Source organism: Nocardia sp. NPDC051832, assembly GCF_040681285.1.
Taxonomy (GTDB): domain Bacteria; phylum Actinomycetota; class Actinomycetes; order Mycobacteriales; family Mycobacteriaceae; genus Nocardia.
In genome coordinates this window covers 376,284-398,599 of sequence record NZ_JBFAYL010000002.1, presented here as the reverse complement: position 1 = coordinate 398,599, position 22,316 = coordinate 376,284, and the positions used below count along the sequence as shown (strand labels likewise).

Below are 22,316 nucleotides of genomic sequence, written 5' to 3'. Positions count from 1 at the left end.
GCCCGTTGTGCGGATTCGCGGTCTCGGGAGGCTAGCTGCCGAGGATCTGCGCGCCGATCCCGGCGGTGACCGCCTCGATGTCGGGCAAAGCACGCAGGTGCGGGGTCAGCGCGGTGTCGTTGATCATCATCTGCACGGCCTGCACCCGGATGCGCGCGGCCGCCGGGTCCCACTCGGGATGGATCGCGGTCAGCAGATGCACCCATTCCGCGATGTAGGCGAGCTGACCGGTGCGGGCGCGATCGAGCTCCGCCTTGGGCAGGTGCCGCGTCTCGGAGACCAGAGTCTGCATCAGGTGCGGATTTTCGAAGACCACGGCGCAATAGCTGTCCAGGATCCGGGTGAGCGCGTCGGCCGGGTCCACAGCCTGGGCCAGCGCCCGGTGCACGCCCATGCGCAGCCATTCCTCGCCCCGGACGATGGCGGCCAGCAGGATGTCGGCCTTGCTCGCGAAGTGGTTGTAGACGCTCGGGCCGGTGATGCCGACGCCCGCGCCGATGTCCTCCACGCTGACACTGGTAAAGCCTTGCTCGGCAAAGAGTTTGGTGGCTTCGGTGAGAATCGCCTCGCGCCGGGACAAGGCCGCCAGCGGACCGCGCCGGGCGGGCGGGCGGCGCGCGCCCAGCTCGGGCACCTGGGCGTCGAGCGCCCGGGTGATGAGTTCGCGCAGGAGCCTGGAGAATTCGGGTTCGGGTAGCGACAAGCTGTGGAAGGACACGCTGTTGGCCACCGACAGCGCCGTCCAGGCCAGCAGGTCCCGCTGGGCGGCGTCCAGCTCCGGCCGGGTCACCGCGAGGATGTCGGTCATCCGGGCGCCGATGCGCCGTGCCAGCTCCCGGAAGGCGGCGCGTTCGTCCTCGACCAGATGCCGGGCTTCGCGCCGCCACAGCACGCCCGCGCCCCGGTTGGCCAGCACGGCGGCCGCCAGCGTTGAGGCGACCTGCTCCGGCCGGCGCTCCGAGGCCGCGAGCGCGTCGTCGAGCGACTGCAACGCGCCCGCGACGACGGTGGCCAGCAGGTTGTGTTTACCGCGGAAGTGCCGGTACAGCGCCGACGGGCCGATCGCGACCGCCTCGGCGACCTCACCCATGCCGACCGCGGCGTACCCCTTGCGGTAGAACAGGTCGCTCGCCGCGGCGACGATCAGTTCCCGCCGGTTCGCGGGCCGGGTGCCGCGAGCCGGACGGACCACGCCCGGCCCGTTCACCATCGACATACCTCCTGCACGTGGGATGACGCTACAGCGAGCGTGCGATCAGCTCTTTCATCACCTCGTTGGCGCCGGCGTAGATGCGCTGCACGCGCGCGTCGGCGTACATTCGCGCGATCGGATATTCCAGCATGTAGCCGTAGCCGCCGAACAGCTGCACGCAGCGATCCACGACCTGCCCCTGGATGTCGGTGCTGTAGGCCTTGGCCATCGACGCCGCGGCGCCGTCGAGTTCGCCGCGCAGGTGCCGTTCGATGCAGTTGTCCACGAACACCCGCGACACCTGCGCCAGGGTCGCGCATTCGGCGAGTTCGAAACGCGTGTTCTGCATGTCGAACAGCGGCGCGCCGAAGGCCTTGCGCTCCTTGGTGTATGCCACCGTGAGCGCCACCGCCGCCTCGGTCGCCGCGACCGCGCAGACCGCTACCACCAGCCGCTCGTGCGCCAACTGCTTCATCAGATAGCCGAAGCCCGCGCCCTCCTCGCCGAGCAGGTTGGCGGCGGGCACCCGGACATCACCGAAGAACAGTTCGGCGGTGTCCTGGCCCTTCATGCCGACCTTGTCCAGGACCCGCCCGACCCGATAGCCCTCAGCCCGCGCGACTTCGACCACGATCAGCGACACGCCCTTGGCGCCCGCCGCGGGATCGGTCTTGGCCACCACGATCACCAGGTCGGCGTGCTTGCCGTTGGTGATGAAGGTCTTCGCGCCGTTGACGACGTAGTCGTCACCGTCCCGAAGCGCCGTGGTGCGCACTGCTTTCAGGTCCGAGCCGGCACCCGGCTCGGTCATCGCGATGGCCCCGACCAGTTCCCCGCTGGCCATCTTGGGCAGCCAGCGCTGCTTCTGCTCCTCGGTGCCGTAGGCGAGCAGGTAGTGCGCGACCAGCCCGCTGTGCACCATGTTGCCGAAAGCCGTATCACCCAAACGGTATTGGGCATCGAAGATGGCGAAATCGTGGGCGTAGGTCCCGCCACCGCCGCCGTAGGCTTCGGGAATCGAGGCGCACAGCAGGCCGAGTTGGCCTGCCTTGTTCCAGAATTCGCGATCCACGCATTTCTGGGTGGCGAAACGCTCCTCGTGCGGCAGCAATTCGGTCGCGAAGAACTTGGTCGCCATGTCCCGCAACGCGAGTACTTCGTCGTCGATCCAGGCGGATCGGTACACCGGGGTGGTCACGTCACGGTCCTCAGATGTTGAAGCCGCCGCCGCACACGACGGTCTGGCCGCTGATGTAGTCGGACTCCGGAGTGCAGAGCAGATAGACCGCACCCGCGGCCTCGGTTGGCGTACCGGCGCGGCCCAGCGGGATCATCTGCTCCATCGCGGCCGCCAGCTGCGGATTCACCCCGACCTTGATCTCCTTGCCCTGCACATCGATCGTGCCGCCGCCGGCGGGCGCCTCGGTGAGCCGGGTCTTGATCATGCCGAACGCGACCGCGTTGACGGTGACGTTGTAGCGACCCCACTCCTTGGCCATGGTCTTGGTCAGGCCCAGCAGCCCCGCCTTGGCGGCAGAGTAGTTCGCCTGTCCCGCATTGCCGCCCGTGCCCGCGATCGAGGAGATGTTCACGACCTTGCGGCACGGAATCGGCGCACCGGTCTCCTTGGCCTGCTTCACCGCGGCGGCGATCACCGGCTGCGCGGCGCGCAGAATCCGGAACGGGGCCTTGAGATGCACGTCCAGAATCGCGTCCCACTGCTCGTCGGTCATCTTCTGGACCACCGAATCCCAGGTGTAGCCCGCGTTGTTGACAATGATGTCCAGACCGCCGAACTCGTCCACGGCGGTCTGCACGAAACGTTCGGCGAAATCCTCGTCGGTGACGCTGCCGATGCACGAAACCGATTGTCCCCCTGCCGCTTCGATCGCCGCCAGGGTTTCCTTGGCGGGCTCGGCGTCGAGGTCGTTGACCACGACCTTCGCACCTTCGGCGGCGAGCTTCAGCGCGATCTCCCGGCCGATGCCACGACCGGAGCCGGAGACGAGGGCGACTTTGCCGTCCAGAGTTCCCATGTGTTTCAAGTCCTTTCAGGGGTTCAGGGCAGTGCGACGAGGGCGTCGCCGGTGAGAGTGACCGTGCCGTCGGCGAGGGTGACAGCGAGTTCGACAGTGGCGCGGCGTTCGCCGTCGACCTCGTCGATCGAGACGACCGTTCCGGTCGCGGTGGGCTCGCCATGCACCGGCGTAATGGCGGCGAACCGGACGCCATAGGACCGGATCGATTGCTGCGGAACCCAGTTGGTGAGCAGCCGGCCGAGGTAGGCCATCGAGAGCATGCCGTGCGCGAACACATCGTCCAGACCGGCCGACTTCGCGACATCGATGTCGATGTGCATCGGGTTGTGGTCACCGGACGCGCCCGCGAACAGCGCCAGCGTGCTGCGCGAGATGGCCCCGATCCGCAAGGGCGGCAGCTCGGTACCGACCTGGACGGTGTCGATGGTTGTCATTGTCCTGCTCCCGGATTGCGGACCACGATGACCGACTTCAGGTCGGCCACCGCCGACCCGTCGGCGCGGGTGATGGCGGTTTCCTTGACCAGGAACTCCAGCGCACCGCCCTTCTTGCTGTAGACGTCGGTGATGCGCGGGGTCGCGGTGAGCACGTCACCGGCCACCGCGGTCGAGTGGTAGGTGAAGGACTGCTCACCGTGCAGCACGAAGCGCAGATCGACGCCGGCCCGCGCGAGAAACCCGAAGGAGTCCGGGCTTTCGAGCTCGATGGCGAACAGGAAGGTCGGCGGGACCGGCAGGTCCGGGTAGCCCGCGGCCTGGGCGGCGTCCAGGTCGGTGTACACCGCGTTCGTCTCGCCGATCGCCTTGGCGAAGAACCGCAGCCGACCGGCGTCGACCGTCAGCGTGGTGGCCGGGAAGGCGGTTCCGACGAGGGCGGGATCGATGGCCATGCTCAGCTCACCTTCTCGTACAGGGTGACCACGGCCGCGCCGCCGAGCCCGATGTTGTGCTGCAGCGCGACTTTCAGGTCACCGTCGACCTGCCGCGCCCCGGCCTGACCGCGCAGTTGCCACACCAGTTCCGCGCACTGTGCGAGACCGGAAGCGCCCAGCGGGTGCCCTTTCGACAGCAGTCCGCCGGACGGATTGGTGACGACCCGTCCGCCGTAGGTGTTGTCGCCGTCGTTGATGAACTTCTCGGCGGTGCCCTCCGGCGTCAGCCCGATGGCCTCGTAGGTGAGCAATTCGTTGGCGGTGAAGCAGTCGTGCAGTTCCACCACGCGGAGATCGCCCGGCGCGACGCCGGAGGCTTCGTACACCTGCTGGGCCGCGGCCTTGGACATGTCGTAGCCGACGATCTTCGTCATGTCCTGCTCGGTGAAGGTCGACGGGAAATCGGTGGTCATCGCCTGCGCCTTGATCACCACCGCGGCGTCGATGCCGTGGGCCCTGGCGTACTTCTCGCTGACCAGGACGGCCGCGGCCGCGCCACAGGTGGGCGGGCAGCATTGCAGGCGGGTCAGCGGACCGTAGATGTGCGGGGAGGCGAGCACTTCCTCGACCGTGACCGGGTCCTTGAACACCGCGTACGGGTTGTTGGCGGCATGCCTGCGGGACTTCACCGAGATCTTGGCGAAGGTTTCCGGTGCGGTGCCGTACTTCTCGGCGTACTGCTGCCCCGCGCCGCCGAACATCTGCGCCGCGAACGGTGCGTCGGTGCGCTCCTGGATCTGGTCCATCACCACGTTGAAGCGGTCGAACGGCGTGGGCCGATCGGTGTAGCCCAGAGCCAGCGCGCCGCGCTGCATCTGCTCGAAGCCGACCGCGAGCGCCACGTCGACGACGCCGGCTTCGACCGCCTGGCGGGCCAGGAACAGCGCCGACGACCCGGTCGAGCAGTTGTTGTTGACGTTGACGACCGGGATGCCGGTCTGGCCGAGGCCGTAGATCACGGCCTGCCCGCAGGTCGAGTCGCCGTAGACGTAGCCGGCGTACGCCTGCTGGATCTCGGAGTACTCGAGGCCCGCGTCGGCCAGCGCTTTGCGCGCCGCTTCGGTGCCCATGACGTCGTAGGTCTCGGTGCGGCTCGGCGTCGTGAACGGGATCATCCCGACCCCCGCCACCACCACTCGATTCTTCATAGCGGTCCTAACGATTCGGACTATCGAATATTCACTTAGTTAACGCTGCGACAGTTTTTACGTCAAGCATGATCACGAATCGCGCTGATAGATAGCGGTTTCCTGAGGAATCATCGACAGGACCTCTACATCTTGTGACCTCTGCTACATTACGATTCGTTCACATCGAGAGCACGGAGGAAGACGTCGATGTACCTCACCCAAGGCTTGCACCACGCGGTCCAGCAGAACCCCGGCGGCATCATGACGATCTACGGGGATCGCACGCGCACCTTCGCGGAGGTCGCCGATCGAGTCGCCCGGCTCGCGGGCGCGCTGCGCGGACTGGGAGTCGCCGACGGCGATCGAGTCGCGATGCTGTCGCTGAACTCCGACCGCTACAGCGAATATCTGCTCGCGGTGCCGTGGGCGAACGCGGTGCTCAACCCCGTCAACATTCGCTGGAGCCCGGCCGAAATCATTTACAGCTTCATCGATTCCGGCACCAACGTGCTCTTCGTCGACGATGCCTTCGCGGCCATGCTCCCGGCGATCCGGCAGGGCTACGACGGCCTCCTCGCAGTGATCCACTGTGGTGACGGGCCCACCCCGGAGGGCGCGCTGTCCTACGAGGACCTAATCGCCAACAGCGAACCGGTCCCGGACGCCCGGCGCGGCGGCGCGGACCTGGCCGGCGTCTTCTACACCGGCGGCACCACGGGATTCCCCAAGGGCGTCATGCTCAGCCACGACAACCTGTTCGCCTCCGCGCTCGGCTCGGTCGCCACCGGCTACCTGTTCGCGCCGGGCGCCACCTATCTGCACGCCGCACCGATGTTCCACCTCGCCGACCTCACCGGCTGGGCGGTGGTCGTCTTCCTCGGCGGTACGCACGTCATCATCCCGATGTTCGAACCGGTCGCCACCATGCGCGCGATCGCGGAACACCAGGTAACCGACTCGCTCCTGGTGCCGGTGATGCTCCAGATGCTGGTCGACCATCCCGAGATCCACGACCACGACCTCTCCAGCCTCGAACGCGCCCTCTACGGCGCCTCCCCGATCTCGCAGGCCGTCCTGGAACGCGTGATGAAGGCCTTCCCGAACGCCCGCATGACCCAGGCCTACGGCATGACCGAGCTATCCCCCGTCGCCACCCTGCTCGGCCCCGACGACCACACCGGCGGCCTGATGCGCTCGGCCGGCCGGGCCGCGCCGCACGCCGAGGTCCGCATCGCCGACCTCGACGACAACGAGGTCCCCCGCGGCACCGTCGGCGAGATCCAGGTGCGCGGCGACCACGTCATGCTCGGCTACTGGAACAAGCCCGAGGAAACCGCGGCGGCGCTACGCGGCGGCTGGATGCACACCGGCGACGGCGGCTACATGGACGAGCAGGGCTATGTCTTCGTCGTCGACCGGATCAAGGACATGATCGTCACCGGCGGCGAGAACGTGTATTCCGTCGAAGTGGAGAACGCGGTCGCCGCGCACCCGAATGTCGCGGCGTGCGCCGTGATCGGTGTGCCGGACGAGGAATGGGGTGAACGAGTGCACGCCGTCATCGTCTGCATGCCGGGCACCACGGTCACCGCCGAGGAGATCCGCGAGCACGCCAAGGCGCTCATCGCGGGCTACAAGGCCCCGCGCACAGTCGAACTCACCGACGCACTGCCGGTTTCGGGCGCGGGCAAGATCCTGAAGCGCGAACTGCGCCAGAAGTATTGGGGCGACACCGAACGCCAGGTGCATTGACTTTCAGGCCGGCGGGCCGCGGCGGCCGATCGGGCCGCCGCCACGAAATTCGTTCTGCCGCAGCGCATCAGCCAAGCAGGTCGAACCACTCCGTCCACTGCGCATCTCAGCTACAGTGTCGCCGCAGAGCAGAAATTGCAACACGTTTCAGTGGGGGCTGTGCATGCGGGAAACACGGGTCGGAGCTTTGCTGGTCGCCATCGCCATGGGCGTGGTCGGCGGAATCGCGCTGACGGCGCTGAAATCTGGCCACGCCGCCGCGGTCCCGCTACCTGCCTCGGATTCGTTCTACACCGTGCCGGCGGACATCTCGGCTGTTCCGAACGGCACAGTGCTCGCGTCCAGGCCGATCGAGGCCGCGCCGATGACGCTGCCGTTGCCGGCCGACGCTTGGCAGATCCAATACAAGACGATCGACAATCACGCGCGGCCCAGCGGATACGTCGCGACTGTTCTTGTCCCACACCAGCAGTGGAGCGGGCCAGGACCCCGGCCACTGCTCTCGTACCAGGTCGCCGAGGACAGTGCCGGCTCGCAATGCGCTCCGTCCTACACCTTGCGAGGCGGGCTCGGCGCCGGTCCGACCATGGCGCTCAATGAGTCCGGTTTCATTCGTCTCGCGTTGCAACAGGGCTGGTCCGTAGTCGTGCCGGACTATCAGGGACCGAATTCCGACTTCTCCGGAGCCGACGGTTACGCCAGTGGAGTCCTCGACGGCGTCCGTGCCGCGAAGTCGTTCGCACCGGCCGATATCGACCCGGCGGCGCCGATCGGGCTCTGGGGATATTCCGGTGGGGCGCTGGCTACCGCCGCCGCCGTCCAGGCGCAGCCGACCTATGCTCCGGAGCTGCGGGTGAGCGGGGTAGCACTCGGCGGGGTGGTCGCCGATCACGAAGCCACCTTGCGATCGTTCAGCGGCAGCGTCGCCGGAGGTGCGCTCGCGATCGGTCTCGTGGGCCTGCTCCGCTCCTACCCCGAGGCGGACGTGCTGCGTTACCTCAACGAATTCGGACGACAGGTCGTGGCCCAGAGCCAGACGTACTGCCTGCACGATGCGATGCTCGCCTACCCGTTCCTGAAGACGGCGGACGTGGAGGCCTGGCCCGGTTCGCTCACGAACAACCCGGAGATCAGCAAGGTCGCGCGCCGCGCGAGCCCACTCTTCCGCGCAGGCGTCCCGACCGCGCCGGTCCTGCTCCATCACGCCATCAACGACGAGTTCGCCCCGATCGGCGCGGCGCGCGCCCTCGCCGAGAAGTACTGCGCCGGCGGCGCCGCGGTGGCGCTGGTGCAAAACCCGATCGGAGAACACGGCACCGAAACCATGACCGGCCTGCCGGTGGTCATCGCCTACCTGGCGGACCGCTTCGCCGGAAAGTCCGCACCCAGCACCTGCTGAGATCACCCGCCGCTCCCGAATCCGGTGATCAAATGGATAACCGGCGCGGTGCGTAACCCGGCCGCAAGCGGGAATGCCCGGAACATGTCGCTGAATCCCGAATACTCGCCCGAACCGCGGCGGCCGGAGCCTCCGCCGCAGCGCATTCCCCCCGAGCCCTATCAGCCCGGGCCGGAGGCCTATCACACGGAAACCGAGAAACACGGCCCGGAGTTCGATACCAAGCCCGGCCCTGAGCCGACCGCACCCGCGCTGCCGCCGGAGTCCGCGCCCGCGGTAGCCCGCAAGACCTCGCTCGGAACCCGCACCGGATGGACCTGGGTCGGGCTGATCGCCAGTGCGCTCATCCTGATCGTGCTGCTGGTTTTCATCCTGCAGAACCTGAACAGCGTGCGTGTGGGCCTGCTCTTCTGGGAGTTCAACCTCCCGATCGGCATCGCCGTGCTGTTGTCCGCGATCGGCGGGGCGCTGCTCATGGCTGCCGTCGGCGGGTTGCGCATCTTGCAGTTGCGGCGCGCCGTCAAGCGTTAGATCAGCGTGCTGAGCACCAGCCAGGAGACGAAGGCCGAGGGCAGCATGGAATCCAGGCGGTCCATGATGCCGCCGTGCCCGGGCAACAGGGTGCCCATGTCCTTGATGCCGAGTTCGCGCTTGACCTGGGATTCGATCAGGTCGCCGATGGTGGCGACGACGACCAGGCCGACACCGAGGACGACGCCGATCATCGAATTGGCCTGGAGCAACAGGGTTACCGTGAGCAGACCGCCGATGACGGCGAAGACCAGGGAGCCGCAGAAGCCCTCCCAGGATTTCTTCGGGCTGATCGACGGGACCATGGGGTGCTTGCCGAAGAGCACGCCCGCGACATAGCCGCCGACATCGGAGCACACCACCAGGATCATGAAGGTCAGGACCCGCAGATTGCCGTCGGGTTCGAGCAGCAGCAACGTCGCGAAGGACGCCAGCAGCGGAATCCAGGCCAGTGTGAAGATGGTGATCGCGGTGTCGCGCAGGAAGTTCCGCGGCGCCTGCTGCAAGCCGTGGTCGAACAGCCGCCAGACCATGCAGATCAGCGCGGTGCCGGCGAACGCGCCCGCGACACCGCTCGCGCCGAACGGCCAGCCGAACCAGAACACCGCCTGACCGCCGACGATCAACGGGATGCGCGGCACCAGCACGTCGGCTTCGCGCAGCCGTTTGGCGACCTCCCAGGTGGCGACGCCGACGCCGGCGCCGGCGACCGCGATGAACACCTTGGGCACGAACAGCAGGATCGCGACCAGCGATAAGCCGAGTCCGAAACCGACGGCCAGGGCCGCGGGCAGGTTGCGACCGGCCCGCGACTTGGGTGCCGCGGGGGCGGCGGCGGGTGTGGCGTATTCAGTTTCAGGTGTGCCGTTGGCCGGTCTCGGCTCCTCGGCCGCACCGGTCGCGGCTGCTTTCTCGGCCACGATTGTCCCGTCGCTCAACTCGTCTAGTTCCGTTCGTCCCCCGCCGCAACCGCCGTCCGATGAAACTCAGACCTCGAGCAGTTCGGCTTCCTTGTGCTTGACCAGTTCGTCGATCTGACCGACGTATTTGGCGGTGGTCTTGTCGAGGTCCTTCTCGGCGCGGCCGACCTCGTCCTCACCCGCCTCGCCATCCTTCTGGATGCGACCCAGTTCGTCCATGGCCTTGCGGCGGACATTACGGATGGAGACCTTCGCGTCCTCACCCTTGCCCTTGGCCTGCTTCACCAGTTCGCGGCGCCGCTCCTCGGTGAGCTGCGGGACCGAGATCCGGATGATGTCACCGTTGTTGGTGGGGTTCACACCGAGATCGGAGTTGCGGATAGCGGTTTCGATCGCGCCCAGCGTGGACTGCTCGTAGGGCTTGATCACCACCATCCGCGGCTCGGGCACGGTGATGCTGGAGACCTGGGTGATCGGGGTCGCCGAACCGTAGTAGTCGATGACGATTCGGTTGAACATGCCGGGGTTGGCCCGGCCGGTCCGGATGCTCCCGAGATCGTCCTTCGCCACCGAGACGGCTTTCTCCATCTTTTCCTCGGCGTCGAAGAGCGCTTCTTCAATCACGACCGTGTCCTTCCTTGACACCGACTCCACAGCGTCGTCATCGTCCTGATCCTGGGCTCGGGCGGTTCCCTAAGCCTCGGGGTCGGTCCGAACCAATGTGCCGATTTTCTCACCGGCGACCGCGCGGGCGATATTGCCCTTCGTCAACAGATTGAACACCAGAATGGGCATCTGGTTGTCCATACACAGGCTGAAAGCGGTGGCGTCGGCCACCTTCAGGCCCTGTTCGATCACTTCCCGATGGGTGATCTCGGTGAACATGGTGGCGTTCTCCACCACCCGCGGGTCGGCGTCGAACACGCCGTCGACCGCCTTGGCCATCAGCACCACGTCGGCCTCGATCTCGAGCGCGCGCTGGGCGGCGGTGGTGTCGGTGGAGAAGTAGGGCATGCCCATCCCCGCACCGAAGATGACCACCCGGCCCTTCTCCAGGTGCCGCTTGGCGCGCAGCGGCAGATACGGTTCGGCGACCTGGCCCATGGTGATGGCGGTCTGCACGCGGGTATCGATGCCCTGCTTCTGCAGGAAGTCTTGCAGCGCAAGGGAGTTCATCACGGTGCCGAGCATGCCCATGTAATCCGAGCGGGCGCGGTCCATGCCGCGCTCCTCCAGCTCGGCGCCGCGGAAGAAGTTGCCGCCGCCGATGACCACGGCCACCTGGATGCCGTCGGAGACGACCTCCGCGATCTGCTCGGCCACCGTCTGCACCACATCGGGGTCCAGGCCGACCTTGCCGCCACCGAACATCTCGCCCCCCAATTTGAGAAGCACCCGGCGATATCCTGGGCGGTCGGTCCCCGGGTCCGTCATCGGTGCTCGTCTCCTTCGGCGATTGATCATCAACATGGCGCGAGTGCGCAACACAAAGCGTTCTTATCCTGCCCTATCCGGAATACACCACGGCACAAGCCCCCGTTCAAGGCGCGTCCGGACGAACAGAAAAAGACCCCTCACACATTGAATCACAATGTGTGAGGGGTCCTTTCACTGGATTGAACCCAGCACAGGCGAAATCAGGCCTGGCCGACCTCGAAGCGCGCGAAGCGGGTCACGGTGACACCGGCCTCCTCCAGCTGCGCCTTGACGGTCTTCTTGGAGTCGGTGACCGAAGCCTGCTCCAGCAGCACGACGTCCTTGTAGAAGCCGTTGACGCGGCCTTCGACGATCTTCGGGAGCGCGGCCTCGGGCTTGCCCTCTTCCTTGGCGGTGGCCTCGGCGATCTCGCGCTCCTTGGCGACGAGCTCGGCCGGGACGTCCTCGCGGGTCAGGTACTTGGCCTTGAGGGCCGCGACCTGCATGCCGGCGGCGCGCGCGGCGGCCTCGGCGGCCTCGCCCTCACCCTTGTACTCGACCAGCACGCCAACGGACGGCGGCAGATCGGTGGCACGCTTGTGCAGGTAGACGGCGACCGGGCCGTCGAAGGACGCGACGCGACGCAGCTCGAGCTTCTCGCCGATGCGGGCGGCCATTTCCTGCACGGCCTCATCGGCGGTCTTGCCACCCAGGTCGAGAGCCTTCAGCGCGTCCAGGTCGGCCGGGCGGGCCTTGGCGGCCGCGGCGACAATGCTGTTGGCCAGGTCCAGGAAGTCCTGGTTCTTGGCCACGAAGTCGGTCTCGCAGTTGATCTCGACCAGGACGCCGTCCTGCGCGACGACCAGGCCCTCGGCGGTGGCGCGCTCGGCACGCTTGCCGACGTCCTTGGCGCCCTTGATGCGCAGGAACTCGACGGCCTTGTCGAAATCGCCGTCGTTCTCCTCGAGCGCCTTCTTGCAGGCCATCATGCCGGAGCCGGTCAGGTCCCGGAGCCGCTTCACATCGGCAGCGGTGTAGTTCGCCATCTCGGGCGAGCCTCCTTCAGAAAAGTTTGGGGGGAAACTGGGCAGCGGTGGTCACGTTGGCATGCCGACGTGACCACCGCTGATACAGCTGGTTACGAAACTCAGGCCTCGGCCGGGGTCTCAGCCGGGGTCTCGGCGGCCGGGGCCTCGGCAGCGGCGGGGGCGGCCTGCGCCAGCAGCTCCTGCTCCCACTCGGCGAGGGGCTCGCCCGCGCCGGCTTCCGGCTTGTCGTCCGAGGAGGACTGGCCCGCGCGGGCCTGCACGCCCTCGGCCACCGCGGAGGCGACGACCTTGGTCAGCAGGGCGGCGGAACGGATCGCGTCGTCGTTACCCGGGATCGGGTAGTCGACCAGGTCGGGATCGCAGTTGGTATCCAGGATCGCGATGACCGGGATGTTCAGCTTGCGCGCCTCGCCGACGGCGATGTGCTCCTTGTTGGTGTCGACGACCCAGATGGCCGAGGGCACCTTGGCCATGTCGCGGATACCACCGAGGGTGCGCTCGAGCTTGTTCATCTCACGCGTGAGCATGAGGATTTCCTTCTTGGTGCGACCCTCGAAGCCACCGGTCTGCTCCATGGCCTCGAGCTCCTTGAGGCGCTGCAGGCGCTTGTGCACGGTGGAGAAGTTGGTGAGCATGCCACCCAGCCAGCGCTGGTTGACATACGGCATACCGACCCGAGTGGCCTCGGCCGCGATCGACTCCTGGGCCTGCTTCTTGGTACCGACGAAGAGAACGGTGCCACCGTGGGCGACGGTCTCCTTGACGAACTCGTAGGCCTTGTCGATGTAGGTCAGCGTCTGCTGCAGGTCGATGATGTAGATGCCATTGCGGTCGGTGAAGATGAACCGCTTCATCTTCGGGTTCCACCGACGAGTCTGGTGCCCGAAGTGCGCGCCGCTGTCCAGCAGCTGCTTCATAGTTACGACAGCCATTGCTCCCGTATCCTTCTTTCTTTGCCGGTTGACGCTTCGAATCGGTGATCCGAAGCCCTGGCGCCTCCCGAACCGTCGGACCCGAGCCTCGAAGCCCGGGACCAGCCGACGATTCCCCGTTGCGAAAACAAGCACGGATGGCGCGCGAAGTCGGCCCATGCCAGGCACAGACCGCTCGATCAGTCTACGGCGTAGGGGGCCCGACCTCTAAATCGGCCGGACCCCGGCCTCCTGACCAGGAGAAACACGAGATGTCCACAGTGGGGAAAGTTATCCCCACTCGCCGGAGCGGGGGTTCCGACACGCCAGTCACCGGGACGAATCTCGACGGCATGAACCGTACCTCGATCACCACGACCATGCTCGTCCCCTTGGCCTTCGCGGCGGCGGTGATCACCGCCGCGCCAGCCCGGGCCGTGCCCGATATGCCCGATCCGGTGGCCGGGCAGTGCACCGGCTCGGTGTGCAGTACGCCTCGGCGGATCGACCACGTCCCGCCCGGCTTCTCGACCGCTGAGGTCGATCGACTGGTCGCACAGTTCGGGCCGCCGCTGGGGCAGCTGACGGCGGAGCTTGTGCCGCGCGTCGCGGCGGCGCTGGGCGTGTCCGTGAACGAGGTCAACCGCCTCATCGCCGAATTCGGCCCGCCCTTGGCGCAACTCGTGCCGCTCGCAGCTGAAGCGATACCGCGGGTCGCCGCGGCACTCGGTCTGTCCGCCAACGAAGTGCACCGCGTCATCACGGAACTCGGTGTCTCCGCCAACGAAGTGCACCGGCTCATCACGGAGCTCGGGCCACCGCTCACCCAGCTGGTACCGCTCGCAGCTCAGCTGGCCCCGCGGATCGCGGCGTCGCTTGGTCTTTCCGCGAACGAAGTGAACCGGCTCGTCGCGGAGCTCGGGCCGCCCCTGGCGCAGCTGGCAGCAGCCGCTGCGGCGCCACTCCATGCGGAGCTGGCGCCTCGGATCACCGCGGCACTGGGCCGCCCAGCTGCCGATATCGAACGCGTCCTCGCGGAGGTCGACCGATCGCTCGCCCAGCTGGCGCCATGGACAGCAGAGCTGGCGAGCGCCTTGATCGGGCCGGTCATGCCGCCGCCGCAGGATCAGCCGCCGACGGTGGATCATCCCACCGATTCGGAGCCGGACCCGCGCCCGACCCGGCCACGCATGCCGAAGGCTCCCGGGCCTCGATCGGCGCCCGGCGATCCCGCACCGGAAACTCGACAGGCGCCACGCCTCGTGCCGCGCTCAGGCGCGACCGACCCGAATGCGGAACCCGAAATCACCTGCCCGCCTGACGAATTCTGCACACCGGAGGAGATCGCCGTCCTGATCACGCTCTCGCGGAGAGCGCGCTGAAGTAATGCGCACCGACTCCCCCGCGGTCGCTTCGATGGAGCCGTTGGCGACCGCGGGCACCGATTCACCAATCGTCGGCCAGAGCCGCCGCCTGCGTGCCCGTTTGCTTGTGGCGACTCTGACCGGCCTGGCGGTGAGTTGGTCGGGCCTGGCTGAATCACCGGCGGCGGGAGCGCCAGCGGGTGAGTTCAGTTGGCCCCTTCGCCCCCGTCCCACCGTCGAGCGACGCTTCGAAAAGCCAGCGCGGAACTGGCTACCAGGACACCGCGGCGTCGACTTGGCGGGCACACCTGGCCAGCCGGTCCTAGCAGCCGGCGACGGAATCGTGGTCTTCGCAGGAGAAGTCGCGGGAAAGCCCGTCGTCTCGATCGATCACCCTGGCGGGCTACGCACAACCTACGAACCGGTCGAAGCCGCGACCGCCGTCGGCCGCCGTGTCACCCGCGGCAGCCCCATCGGCACTTTGCGGTCCGGCCACGAGGGCTGCCCAGCCCCCGCCTGCCTACATTGGGGCGCCCGCCGCGAGTCGAGCAGCCACAGCGCCCGCGAATACGTCGATCCCCTTGCATTGCTACATATTTCACCCATCCGCCTGAAACCCGTCACGACCGATAACAAGCGCTAGCGAGCACCGCTCGGCTAGGACGCGTCGCGGCCAGCCCGCAGCGGACCAACGCGGCCAACCCGCAGCGGACCAACTCGGCCAACCCGCAGCGGACCAAGACGTGCTGCGGTCGGATGCCATCGCGGCAACGGTGCGCTGTGCCGGGTGGGCGTGCGAGTAGTAGCTCGTTCGGGTTGCGGGGGGTTGTGGGCGGGATCTCGGTGGGCGGGGCTATGCGGTGGGGGGTGGGGCGGTGATGATCGGAGCATGGAGAACGTTGGTGGTGTGCCGTTTACCTATAGCGAGGTCGGCGCTACGCGGGGGGTGATGCCGGAGGGGTATCACCAGTTCCGGTTGCGGCGGCGGATCGGGCGGGGGCGGGAGTTGTTCGAGCGTGCCGGGGCGGAGATCTTGGCTTATCGGATACAGAAGGGGACCGGGGTTTTTCATGCGGCGAGTACGCCGACGGTGGAGGTGGGGACGGCGTTGACGGTGCGGCTCGGGGTGGGGCCGTTCGGGATCATGGCGCCGTGCCGGGTGGTGTATGTGCTGGATGAACCGGATCGGCGCGGGTTCGCGTACGGGACGTTGCCGGGGCACCCCGAGTCGGGTGAGGAGCTGTTCGCGGTGGAGTACGACGCCACCGACGACAGCGTGTACGGGCTGATCGTCGCTTTCTCCCGGCCCGGCGTGTGGTACACCCGGCTCGGCGGACCGGTGGTGCGCATCATTCAGCGGCTCTTCGCCGGCCGGTACATCGACGCGCTGCCGACCGCCTAGGAGCTCGCACACCCGACATGGCAGCGGATAGCACGGGTGTGCGAGCTCAGGCGGCGCTGGAGAGCGCCGATTCGAGTTGAGCCAGGCCGGCTCGGATGCGGGATTTGACGGTGGCCAGGCCGATGCCGAGTTCGGCGGCGACCTGCGGATAGCTGAGGCCGTAGTAGTAGGCGAGGATCACCGATTCACGCTGGAGCGGGGTGAGCGAGACCAAACCGCGCCGGACGCTGCGATATTCGTGGCGGCGCAGGACTTCCTCGGCGACGGTGTCCACGGGCGGGCCGTAATCGCCGACCGCCCAGGCCAGATCGTGGGCGACGGCGGCGCGTTCGCGGCGGACGCGGTCCACTGCCTGGCGGTGCGCGAGCGTCCACAGCCAGGTCGCCACGGAGCCCCGGCGCACGTCATAGGTCGCGGCGCTGCGCCAAACCTGCAGGTAAACCTCGTGACAGGTCTCCTCCGCGTAGCCGGGGTCGCGCACGATGGCCAGGACCCGGTGAAAGACGAGGTTGCGAGTGCGGTTGTAGAGCTGCGCGTAGGCGTCGCGGTCGCCGGCGCCGATGCGCTGCATCAACTCCGCGAGGTTGTCGGCTTCGCTCCGATGGACAGAACGGTGCCGGTAGCGGCGGGTGGAAGAGACGTGCGAGACCATGATGCCCCCATGGCTGCGAGATCGGTGTGGGAACCGACCATCGGGGGGCAAGGATGCTCAACGTCGGCGTTCGGATTCCGCTCCGGGGGCAGGGGTTTCGAAATCCGCCATCCGCCAGATTACCGAGCGGCGGACGCCCTTGCGAGTGCATTTGCGCGATCAGATCCGTAGTCGCAGCTCGACGATTCCGGTGGCGACCGCGTGCACGCTGATCCGGTTGCGGCGGGCGTGTGCCCGGATCAGCTTGTAGGCGGCGTCGGGAGCGATGTTGCGGGCGTTGGCGATCACGCCCTTGGCTTGTTCGATGACGATGCGCGCGTCGAGGGCGTGCTGCAACTGGTCGGCGAGTTGCTGCTTTTCGCGCAATCGGTCCACGGTGACCAGATGCCCGGAAGTCAACTGCGCCAGCAGCTCGCCCACCGATAGGTCCGGCGCGGCCCAGTCCCGCCGCTCGGCGGAGTAGATGCAGAGCGCGCCGAAGCTGAGGTCGCCGTGCCGCAGCGGAGTGCTGGCGACCGAGGAAATGCCGTGCTGCTCGGCCGCACTCGCGAATTCCGGCCAGACATCGAGGTATTTCCCGATCTCGGTGACGGTGACGGGCTCGCCGTGGCGCATCGCTTCCAGCGCGGGCCCGCGTGCCGCGTCGAGCTGGCTACGTTCGAGCTCGCCCAGCGGGAAGGTCGAGGCGGTGATCGCTGCCGGTTGTCCGTCCGGTAGCCCCAGACCGTCCCACACCCGCAGCACGGTGGCGCCGGTCAGTTCCAAAAGGTCGGTGGCGCTGTCGATCACGTGCTGGAGCACGGCGGCGGTATCGTCGGCGGCCATCAGGCGCGCGAGCTTCGCCAGTGCCGTCACCAGCAGCTCGCTGTCAGACATCCGAACCACCCCTGTACCGGCGAACCCTTGGTATCCGCCACGGAGATCCTGCGCCGCATCCTGCCCAACTCACCATGGTATGGACCAATGCGCCTCCAGCGAAACCTTCAGTTGCCGTGGGTATTCGGCGAATGTGCGTCGAGTGCGGCGGCGATCGGTAGCCGGCGCTCGATAATACGCTCGGCAACCTCGGACAATGAAAGGCCTTGGCGGGCAGCCAGAGACCGCAGCCGCGCATAGGCCTCCGGCGCGCCGACGTGCAGATGAGCGATCACCATACCCGCCGCCTGGTGGATCAGAACGCTGCCGCGCGGAGGCGTCAGCCAGCCTTTCGCTCGTACGGACTGTGCCGAAACCAGCTGTGCGGTCACCAGTTCCGCGAGCCGGCGGGCCGCCGAAATAGTGGACGGCGCCGCCATTTCAGGGTCCGGGTCGAACAGGTCGAGGGTGCCGAGCCGGGCCATGCCCAGCCGCAACGGCACCGAGACCATCGCCCCGGCGATCGATTCGCGTGTCATGGCGGCGGCGAATTCCGGCCACCGTGGGCAGGGTGTGGTGAGGTCGGGCAGCGGCACCGGCACTCCGGTGGCGAACGCGAATACGGCAGGACCGGCGGCCGCGACCGCCTGCAAACCTTCGATCCGGGCGGCGTCCGCGCCGGTCACCGACCATGGCCACAGACCGAGATGTCGTTCGCCGATGAGGATCGCGGCGCCGTGCACGGGCAGAATTTGCACGCACGCCTGGCACGCGGCGGAGATATCGCCCCCACCGAGTCGCAGTGCCGAGCTGAACCGCTCGGTCAGTTCATCGATCTGTGCCACGCCATCCTACGAACCGCTTGCGTTTGACCGGCAGCTCAGGATAGCCGAAATTATCCGAGTCTTGTCCTACAAAAGCGCTGCCAGCGCGTCTGCCTCGGCCCGCAACCGCCCGGCGCGGTCGAGGAGACCGCCGCTCTCGTATTCCGCTGCGGCGCTGCGCCGCTCGTGGATCTCCGCGCGCACGATCGCGGCGATGTCCCCGGCGCTCAGGTCACGACGCGGGACTTCGGCGCTACCGAGACCGGTCGCCGAGTCTTCGATCGCGCCCGCCCGTACCTCTGGGACCTCGACCGCCTCGGCATTGTCGATCGCGGCGAGCGCGGACCGCAGCGCGGCCGCGGCCACTCGATCGCGCGCCTTCATCGCCTCGGTCAGCGCGGCGCGCAGCCGGTCCCGCAGCGCGGCAGTTCCGCTCGCCGGGTCGTCGGCGGCACGGCCGGTCACCATCGGCCGACCGCCGAGCGCAGCGCGGGACGTCTCCAGCTGATCACGGTGTGACGATGGCGAAGTCGGGATCCGGCTCGTCGAAAACACCGACCAAGGTGGCCAGGCCCGCGGGATCGCCATCGATCACGATATCGCCGGCGGCGACCGCGACACCGAAGTCGGCGCCGGTCAGCAAGATACGGATGAGAGTGGCCCGAGTGAGCGTGAAGGTGGCGTCCGGATCCGACAGGGCAGCGCCGTCCGGCCGGTCGTAGTGCGTCAGCACACCGTTACCCAATTCGACTCGGTGCGTGCGGCTTTCATCGCTGATCCGCCATTCGGTGACCACCCGCAGGTCCCAAGCTTTGGGCCCGTCCACCCGCAGCGACAGCGCGTCGAAGATCTGATCGACGGACAGCGCGGACAGCATGGTCGGCGAGTTCGTCTTGGTGGGCGTGCCGAAGGAGCCGTAGCGGAGTTCGTAGGCGCCGCTGAGGTAGAAGTTGCGCCAGGTGGCGTTCTCGGCGCCGTAGCCGAGTTGCTCGAAGGTGCTCGCCTGCAGGTCGCGGGCGGCGCGGTTGTCCGGATCGGCGAAGATCACGTAGTTGAGCACCTGCGCGACCCATCGATAGTCACCCGCGTCGTAGGACTGCTGAGCCTTGCGCAGCGCCTCGTCCGCGCCGCCCATGAATTCCACGTGCCTGCGGGCGCTTTCGACCGGCGGGTGCTCCCACAGATGCGCGGGATTGCCGTCGAACCAGCCCATGTAGCGCTGGTAGATGGCTTTCACGTTGTGGCTGACCGACCCGTAGTAACCCTTTGTGTGCCAAGACTTTTCGATAGCGGGCGGGAGCTGGATCCGCTCGGCGATCTCGGTGCCGACGAAGCCCTGGTTCAGCATCCGCAGTGTCTGGTCGTGCAGGTAGGCGTACAGGTCTCGTTGCAGCGCAAGGTATTCCACCAGACGTTCGGACCCCCAGGTGGGCCAGTGGTGCGAGGCGAACAGAACGTCGGAGTCGCGGCCGAACAGGGTGATCGCCTCGGTCAGATACTTGGCCCAGACGTGCGGGTCGCGGACCAGCGCGCCGCGCAGCGTCAGCAGGTTGTGCAGTGTGTGCGTGGCGTTCTCGGCCATGCACAGGGCCCGGTGGCCCGGGAAGTAGAAATTCATCTCGGCCGGGGCCTCGGTGCCCGGGGTGATCTGGAAAACCATCTCGACGCCGTCGATGGTTTCGGTCTGGCCGGTGGCGGTGATGTCGAGGGTCGGCGCGATCAGCGTCACCGTGCCGAGCGAGGTGGTCTGGCCCAGGCCCGCACCGACCTGGCCGAGCGGCCCGCGCGGCAGTACCGCGCCGTACATGTAGGCCGCGCGCCGGGTCATCGCGGTGCCGGCGTAGATGTTTTCTGCCACAGCGTGTTCCAGGAATCCGGCGGGCGCCAGCACCGGGCAGCGCCCGGCCTCGACTTCCTCGGTGGTGGTCACACCCATCGCGCCGCCGAAATGGTCGACGTGCGAGTGGGTGTAGATCAGCCCGGTCACCGGGCGATCGCCGCGGTGCGCGCGGTAGAGCGCCAAGCCCGCCGCCGCGGTCTCGGCGGAGATCAGCGGATCGATGACGACGACGCCTGTGTCGCCTTCCACCAGCGTCATATTGGACAGATCCAGGCCACGGATCTGGTAGATGCCAGGGGTCACCTCGTAGAGGCCCTGCTCGATCACCAGCCCGGATTGCCGCCACAGGCTGGGATGCACCGAGGCGGGGCAAGGCTCCCGCAGGAACGCGTAGGAGTCGTTGTCCCACACCACGGTTCCGTCGGCGGTAGTGACCACCCCGGGCTCCAGCGCGGCGAGGAATCCGCGCCCGGCGTCCGCGCGATCGGCCTCGTCGGAAAACGGGAGTTCGGCCGCCGCACGCTGCTGCTGCGCGACGATGAAGCTGCTCGGCTCGGTCATCTTCATCCTCCTGGTGCTGGTCAGGGATTCGGCATGGCGGCGCCCAGGGCGAGCGCGACGCACGCGACGCCAACCACCGCGAGAGCCGTGGTGGCGACGGCGGCACGGGCATGGCCGTGCCGGCCTTCGTGCAAGGTGCGATTGCGGGCGTAACACAGCGCGGCCAGCGCACCCATGGCGATGGCCGCGGCCAGAGGTGCGACTTCGGCCGGTCGCCAGCTGCTGCCGACGGCGTGGTTGAGAAACAGTGCGGCGCAGACCATCGCGGAAACTGCGGTGCGGCGCCACGCCAGAGCGGTGCGCTCGGCCGCGAGCCCCGGATCGCGCGTCACTTGAGCAGTACCGCGATACAGGCCAGCACCGAGATGATGGCGATGCCTCCGGACAGGATCGGCACCATCACGGTGCGCGGCAGGGCGTCCCCGCGCCGCATCGCGGTACCGACCCGGCGCCAGTGGCCATACGCGCCGACCGCCACGATCACGGCGAGCAGGATGCAGCTCATCGCGAGCGCGCGGCGGAAGCCGGCGGTCTTGAAGGGTTGCGCCAGGGTGTGCACCGCGACACCACCCGCGAGCAGGCCGAGCGAGGTGCGTATCCAGGCCAGGAAGGTGCGTTCGTTGGCGAGGTCGAAGCGGTAGTCGAGTTGCGTTTCGGCTGCTACTGGCTGCGACTCGGGGTTCACCTCACCTCTCCATTCCGGCCGGGGATTTCACCCTAACGTCCGGAAGGGCCAAAGCCGGTGACCCCGCGGATCACAGCGGAGTGGCGTCCTGGAAGGTCATCCGCAGGCGGGCGATGGTCGAGCTCATCGAGGCGCGTTTGGGCAGTCCGAGGCCGGCCAGTTCGCGCGCCCACGGATGGTCGCCCAGGATCAGGTCGGCGCCGCCGACCCGGGCGTGCATGCCCGCGGGCTCCATCTCCCACTGGGTGCAGCGGGTGATGCCGTCGATGTGCGAGTAGGCGTCGAAGGAGGTGCCCGCGCCGCGCTTGGCGGGGGTGGCGAAGCCGGGGCGGACCGTGAGGTCGACCACCAGTTCGCCGTTGTGGTGCAGGACGCCGTGCCGGTCGACGCCTTCGTAATCCATGCGGAAGTCGGCGATCTCCTTGGGGAAGCCCCAGATTCCCCGGCCGGCGGCCAGGGTGAACTCGCCGTCGACCGGGAGCCGGTGGATGAAGACGCCCGCCTTGCCGCTCGCCAGCGCGCGCACGTCGGCGAGACCGCCGGTGGCCGTGGCGGTGTGGTGGCGGACCGAGAACGAGACGCCGAATTCGTGGTACGGGCCGAGGTCGCCGTCGACATACTGGACGAAGACCAGCGTGCACAGGGCACGATTGCCGGGTACCCGGATGACCTGCAATCCCGAGTAATCGATGGCGCGCTGTGCGGGATCGGCGGGGACCAGGTAGGACGCCATGAAGGCGCGAGCCTGCCGGATCTGGACCGGCATCCTGACCTCTTTGCCGAGCACGTTGTGCACAGCGCCTGCGTCGTTCACGAAGCCTCCCAAACTAGAACTCGTTTCAGAATAGGGGCCGTGAGCGCTC

25 protein-coding genes are annotated in these 22,316 nt (G+C 67.7%); 6 read left to right on the top strand and 19 right to left on the bottom strand.

Annotated elements, in window-relative coordinates; all coding sequences use genetic code 11:
- Positions 1–31: 31 nt before the first annotated feature.
- The 6 genes from AB0M14_RS11670 to AB0M14_RS11645 all read right to left on the bottom strand — a co-directional run bounded on the left by AB0M14_RS11670 (position 32) and on the right by AB0M14_RS11645 (position 5,310).
- Complete coding sequence (locus AB0M14_RS11670; RefSeq protein ID WP_364992537.1) at positions 32–1,210, bottom strand: TetR/AcrR family transcriptional regulator; 1,179 nt, start codon at positions 1,208–1,210, stop codon at positions 32–34.
- Between the two features lie 28 nt (positions 1,211–1,238).
- The gene (locus AB0M14_RS11665; protein ID WP_364995658.1) at positions 1,239–2,330 is read right to left on the bottom strand and encodes an acyl-CoA dehydrogenase family protein; all 1,092 of its coding nucleotides are present in this window, start codon (positions 2,328–2,330) and stop codon (positions 1,239–1,241) included.
- A gap of 70 nt (positions 2,331–2,400) precedes the next feature.
- Positions 2,401–3,228 carry an SDR family oxidoreductase gene (locus AB0M14_RS11660; RefSeq protein WP_364992534.1) on the bottom strand — a complete coding sequence of 276 codons (828 nt, stop codon included), beginning with the start codon at positions 3,226–3,228 and terminating at the stop codon, positions 2,401–2,403.
- Positions 3,229–3,251: 23 nt separating this feature from the next.
- Complete coding sequence (locus AB0M14_RS11655) at positions 3,252–3,665, bottom strand: MaoC/PaaZ C-terminal domain-containing protein (RefSeq protein WP_364992531.1); 414 nt, start codon at positions 3,663–3,665, stop codon at positions 3,252–3,254.
- Positions 3,662–4,120, bottom strand: a complete 459-nt coding sequence (locus AB0M14_RS11650; protein ID WP_364992529.1) for a MaoC family dehydratase N-terminal domain-containing protein — start codon at positions 4,118–4,120, stop codon at positions 3,662–3,664. Before AB0M14_RS11650 ends, AB0M14_RS11655 begins: the two co-directional genes overlap by 4 nt.
- A 2-nt stretch (positions 4,121–4,122) precedes the next feature.
- Entirely contained in the window at positions 4,123–5,310 is a 1,188-nt protein-coding gene (locus tag AB0M14_RS11645; protein WP_364992526.1) for a lipid-transfer protein, read from the bottom strand.
- 189 nt (positions 5,311–5,499) lie between these two features.
- Here AB0M14_RS11645 and AB0M14_RS11640 point away from each other — a divergent pair, with 189 nt between their 5' ends.
- The 3 genes from AB0M14_RS11640 to AB0M14_RS11630 all read left to right on the top strand — a co-directional run bounded on the left by AB0M14_RS11640 (position 5,500) and on the right by AB0M14_RS11630 (position 8,974).
- Positions 5,500–7,044, top strand: a complete 1,545-nt coding sequence (locus AB0M14_RS11640) for a long-chain-fatty-acid--CoA ligase (RefSeq protein ID WP_364992523.1) — start codon at positions 5,500–5,502, stop codon at positions 7,042–7,044.
- A gap of 163 nt (positions 7,045–7,207) precedes the next feature.
- Positions 7,208–8,443: a lipase family protein gene (locus tag AB0M14_RS11635; RefSeq protein WP_364992519.1), complete on the top strand. Its 1,236-nt coding sequence runs from the start codon at positions 7,208–7,210 to the stop codon at positions 8,441–8,443.
- An 84-nt stretch (positions 8,444–8,527) separates the two neighbouring features.
- On the top strand, positions 8,528–8,974 hold the full coding sequence (locus AB0M14_RS11630) for a lipopolysaccharide assembly protein LapA domain-containing protein (RefSeq protein WP_364992516.1): 447 nt from the start codon (positions 8,528–8,530) through the stop codon (positions 8,972–8,974).
- Here AB0M14_RS11630 and AB0M14_RS11625 read toward each other — a convergent pair.
- From AB0M14_RS11625 to rpsB, 5 genes are all read right to left on the bottom strand, one after another.
- Positions 8,971–9,894: a phosphatidate cytidylyltransferase gene (locus AB0M14_RS11625; RefSeq protein ID WP_364992514.1), complete on the bottom strand. Its 924-nt coding sequence runs from the start codon at positions 9,892–9,894 to the stop codon at positions 8,971–8,973. The genes AB0M14_RS11630 and AB0M14_RS11625 overlap by 4 nt on opposite strands.
- Positions 9,895–9,960: 66 nt before the next feature.
- Positions 9,961–10,518 carry a ribosome recycling factor gene (gene frr, locus AB0M14_RS11620; RefSeq protein WP_364992512.1) on the bottom strand — a complete coding sequence of 186 codons (558 nt, stop codon included), beginning with the start codon at positions 10,516–10,518 and terminating at the stop codon, positions 9,961–9,963.
- 69 nt (positions 10,519–10,587) lie between these two features.
- Complete coding sequence (gene pyrH, locus AB0M14_RS11615; protein WP_364992509.1) at positions 10,588–11,328, bottom strand: UMP kinase; 741 nt, start codon at positions 11,326–11,328, stop codon at positions 10,588–10,590.
- 203 nt (positions 11,329–11,531) lie between these two features.
- Positions 11,532–12,356 (bottom strand): translation elongation factor Ts, encoded by an 825-nt coding sequence (tsf, locus tag AB0M14_RS11610; RefSeq protein ID WP_364992506.1) that lies wholly within the window; start codon positions 12,354–12,356, stop codon positions 11,532–11,534.
- A 101-nt stretch (positions 12,357–12,457) separates the two neighbouring features.
- On the bottom strand, positions 12,458–13,291 hold the full coding sequence (gene rpsB, locus AB0M14_RS11605; protein WP_364992504.1) for a 30S ribosomal protein S2: 834 nt from the start codon (positions 13,289–13,291) through the stop codon (positions 12,458–12,460).
- Between the two features lie 332 nt (positions 13,292–13,623).
- Between rpsB and AB0M14_RS11600 the strand changes: the two genes are divergently transcribed.
- The 3 genes from AB0M14_RS11600 to AB0M14_RS11590 all read left to right on the top strand — a co-directional run bounded on the left by AB0M14_RS11600 (position 13,624) and on the right by AB0M14_RS11590 (position 16,036).
- Complete coding sequence (locus AB0M14_RS11600; protein WP_364992502.1) at positions 13,624–14,652, top strand: hypothetical protein; 1,029 nt, start codon at positions 13,624–13,626, stop codon at positions 14,650–14,652.
- Between the two features lie 133 nt (positions 14,653–14,785).
- Positions 14,786–15,277 (top strand): M23 family metallopeptidase, encoded by a 492-nt coding sequence (locus AB0M14_RS11595; RefSeq protein ID WP_364995655.1) that lies wholly within the window; start codon positions 14,786–14,788, stop codon positions 15,275–15,277.
- 246 nt (positions 15,278–15,523) lie between these two features.
- Positions 15,524–16,036, top strand: coding sequence for a DUF1990 domain-containing protein (locus AB0M14_RS11590; protein ID WP_364992499.1), 513 nt, complete (start codon positions 15,524–15,526; stop codon positions 16,034–16,036).
- Positions 16,037–16,082: 46 nt separating this feature from the next.
- On the opposite strand, the gene AB0M14_RS11585 is transcribed toward AB0M14_RS11590, so the two are convergent.
- From AB0M14_RS11585 to AB0M14_RS11550, 8 genes are all read right to left on the bottom strand, one after another.
- A complete protein-coding gene (locus AB0M14_RS11585; RefSeq protein WP_364992496.1) occupies positions 16,083–16,688 on the bottom strand; it encodes a sigma-70 family RNA polymerase sigma factor in 606 nt (201 codons plus the stop codon).
- 159 nt (positions 16,689–16,847) lie between these two features.
- Positions 16,848–17,564, bottom strand: a complete 717-nt coding sequence (locus tag AB0M14_RS11580; RefSeq protein ID WP_364992493.1) for a GAF and ANTAR domain-containing protein — start codon at positions 17,562–17,564, stop codon at positions 16,848–16,850.
- A gap of 107 nt (positions 17,565–17,671) precedes the next feature.
- Entirely contained in the window at positions 17,672–18,388 is a 717-nt protein-coding gene (locus AB0M14_RS11575; protein ID WP_364992491.1) for an ANTAR domain-containing protein, read from the bottom strand.
- Positions 18,389–18,454: 66 nt separating this feature from the next.
- The gene (locus AB0M14_RS11570) at positions 18,455–18,835 is read right to left on the bottom strand and encodes a hypothetical protein (RefSeq protein ID WP_364992488.1); all 381 of its coding nucleotides are present in this window, start codon (positions 18,833–18,835) and stop codon (positions 18,455–18,457) included.
- A 40-nt stretch (positions 18,836–18,875) separates the two neighbouring features.
- A complete protein-coding gene (locus AB0M14_RS11565) occupies positions 18,876–20,774 on the bottom strand; it encodes an alkyl sulfatase dimerization domain-containing protein (protein ID WP_364992485.1) in 1,899 nt (632 codons plus the stop codon).
- 14 nt (positions 20,775–20,788) lie between these two features.
- The gene (locus tag AB0M14_RS11560) at positions 20,789–21,100 is read right to left on the bottom strand and encodes a DUF202 domain-containing protein (RefSeq protein WP_364992482.1); all 312 of its coding nucleotides are present in this window, start codon (positions 21,098–21,100) and stop codon (positions 20,789–20,791) included.
- Positions 21,097–21,453 (bottom strand): DUF202 domain-containing protein, encoded by a 357-nt coding sequence (locus tag AB0M14_RS11555; RefSeq protein ID WP_364992479.1) that lies wholly within the window; start codon positions 21,451–21,453, stop codon positions 21,097–21,099. The genes AB0M14_RS11560 and AB0M14_RS11555 overlap by 4 nt, the downstream gene beginning before the upstream one ends.
- Before the next feature lie 70 nt (positions 21,454–21,523).
- Positions 21,524–22,219 (bottom strand): acetoacetate decarboxylase family protein, encoded by a 696-nt coding sequence (locus tag AB0M14_RS11550; RefSeq protein WP_364995652.1) that lies wholly within the window; start codon positions 22,217–22,219, stop codon positions 21,524–21,526.
- Positions 22,220–22,316 lie beyond the last annotated feature (97 nt).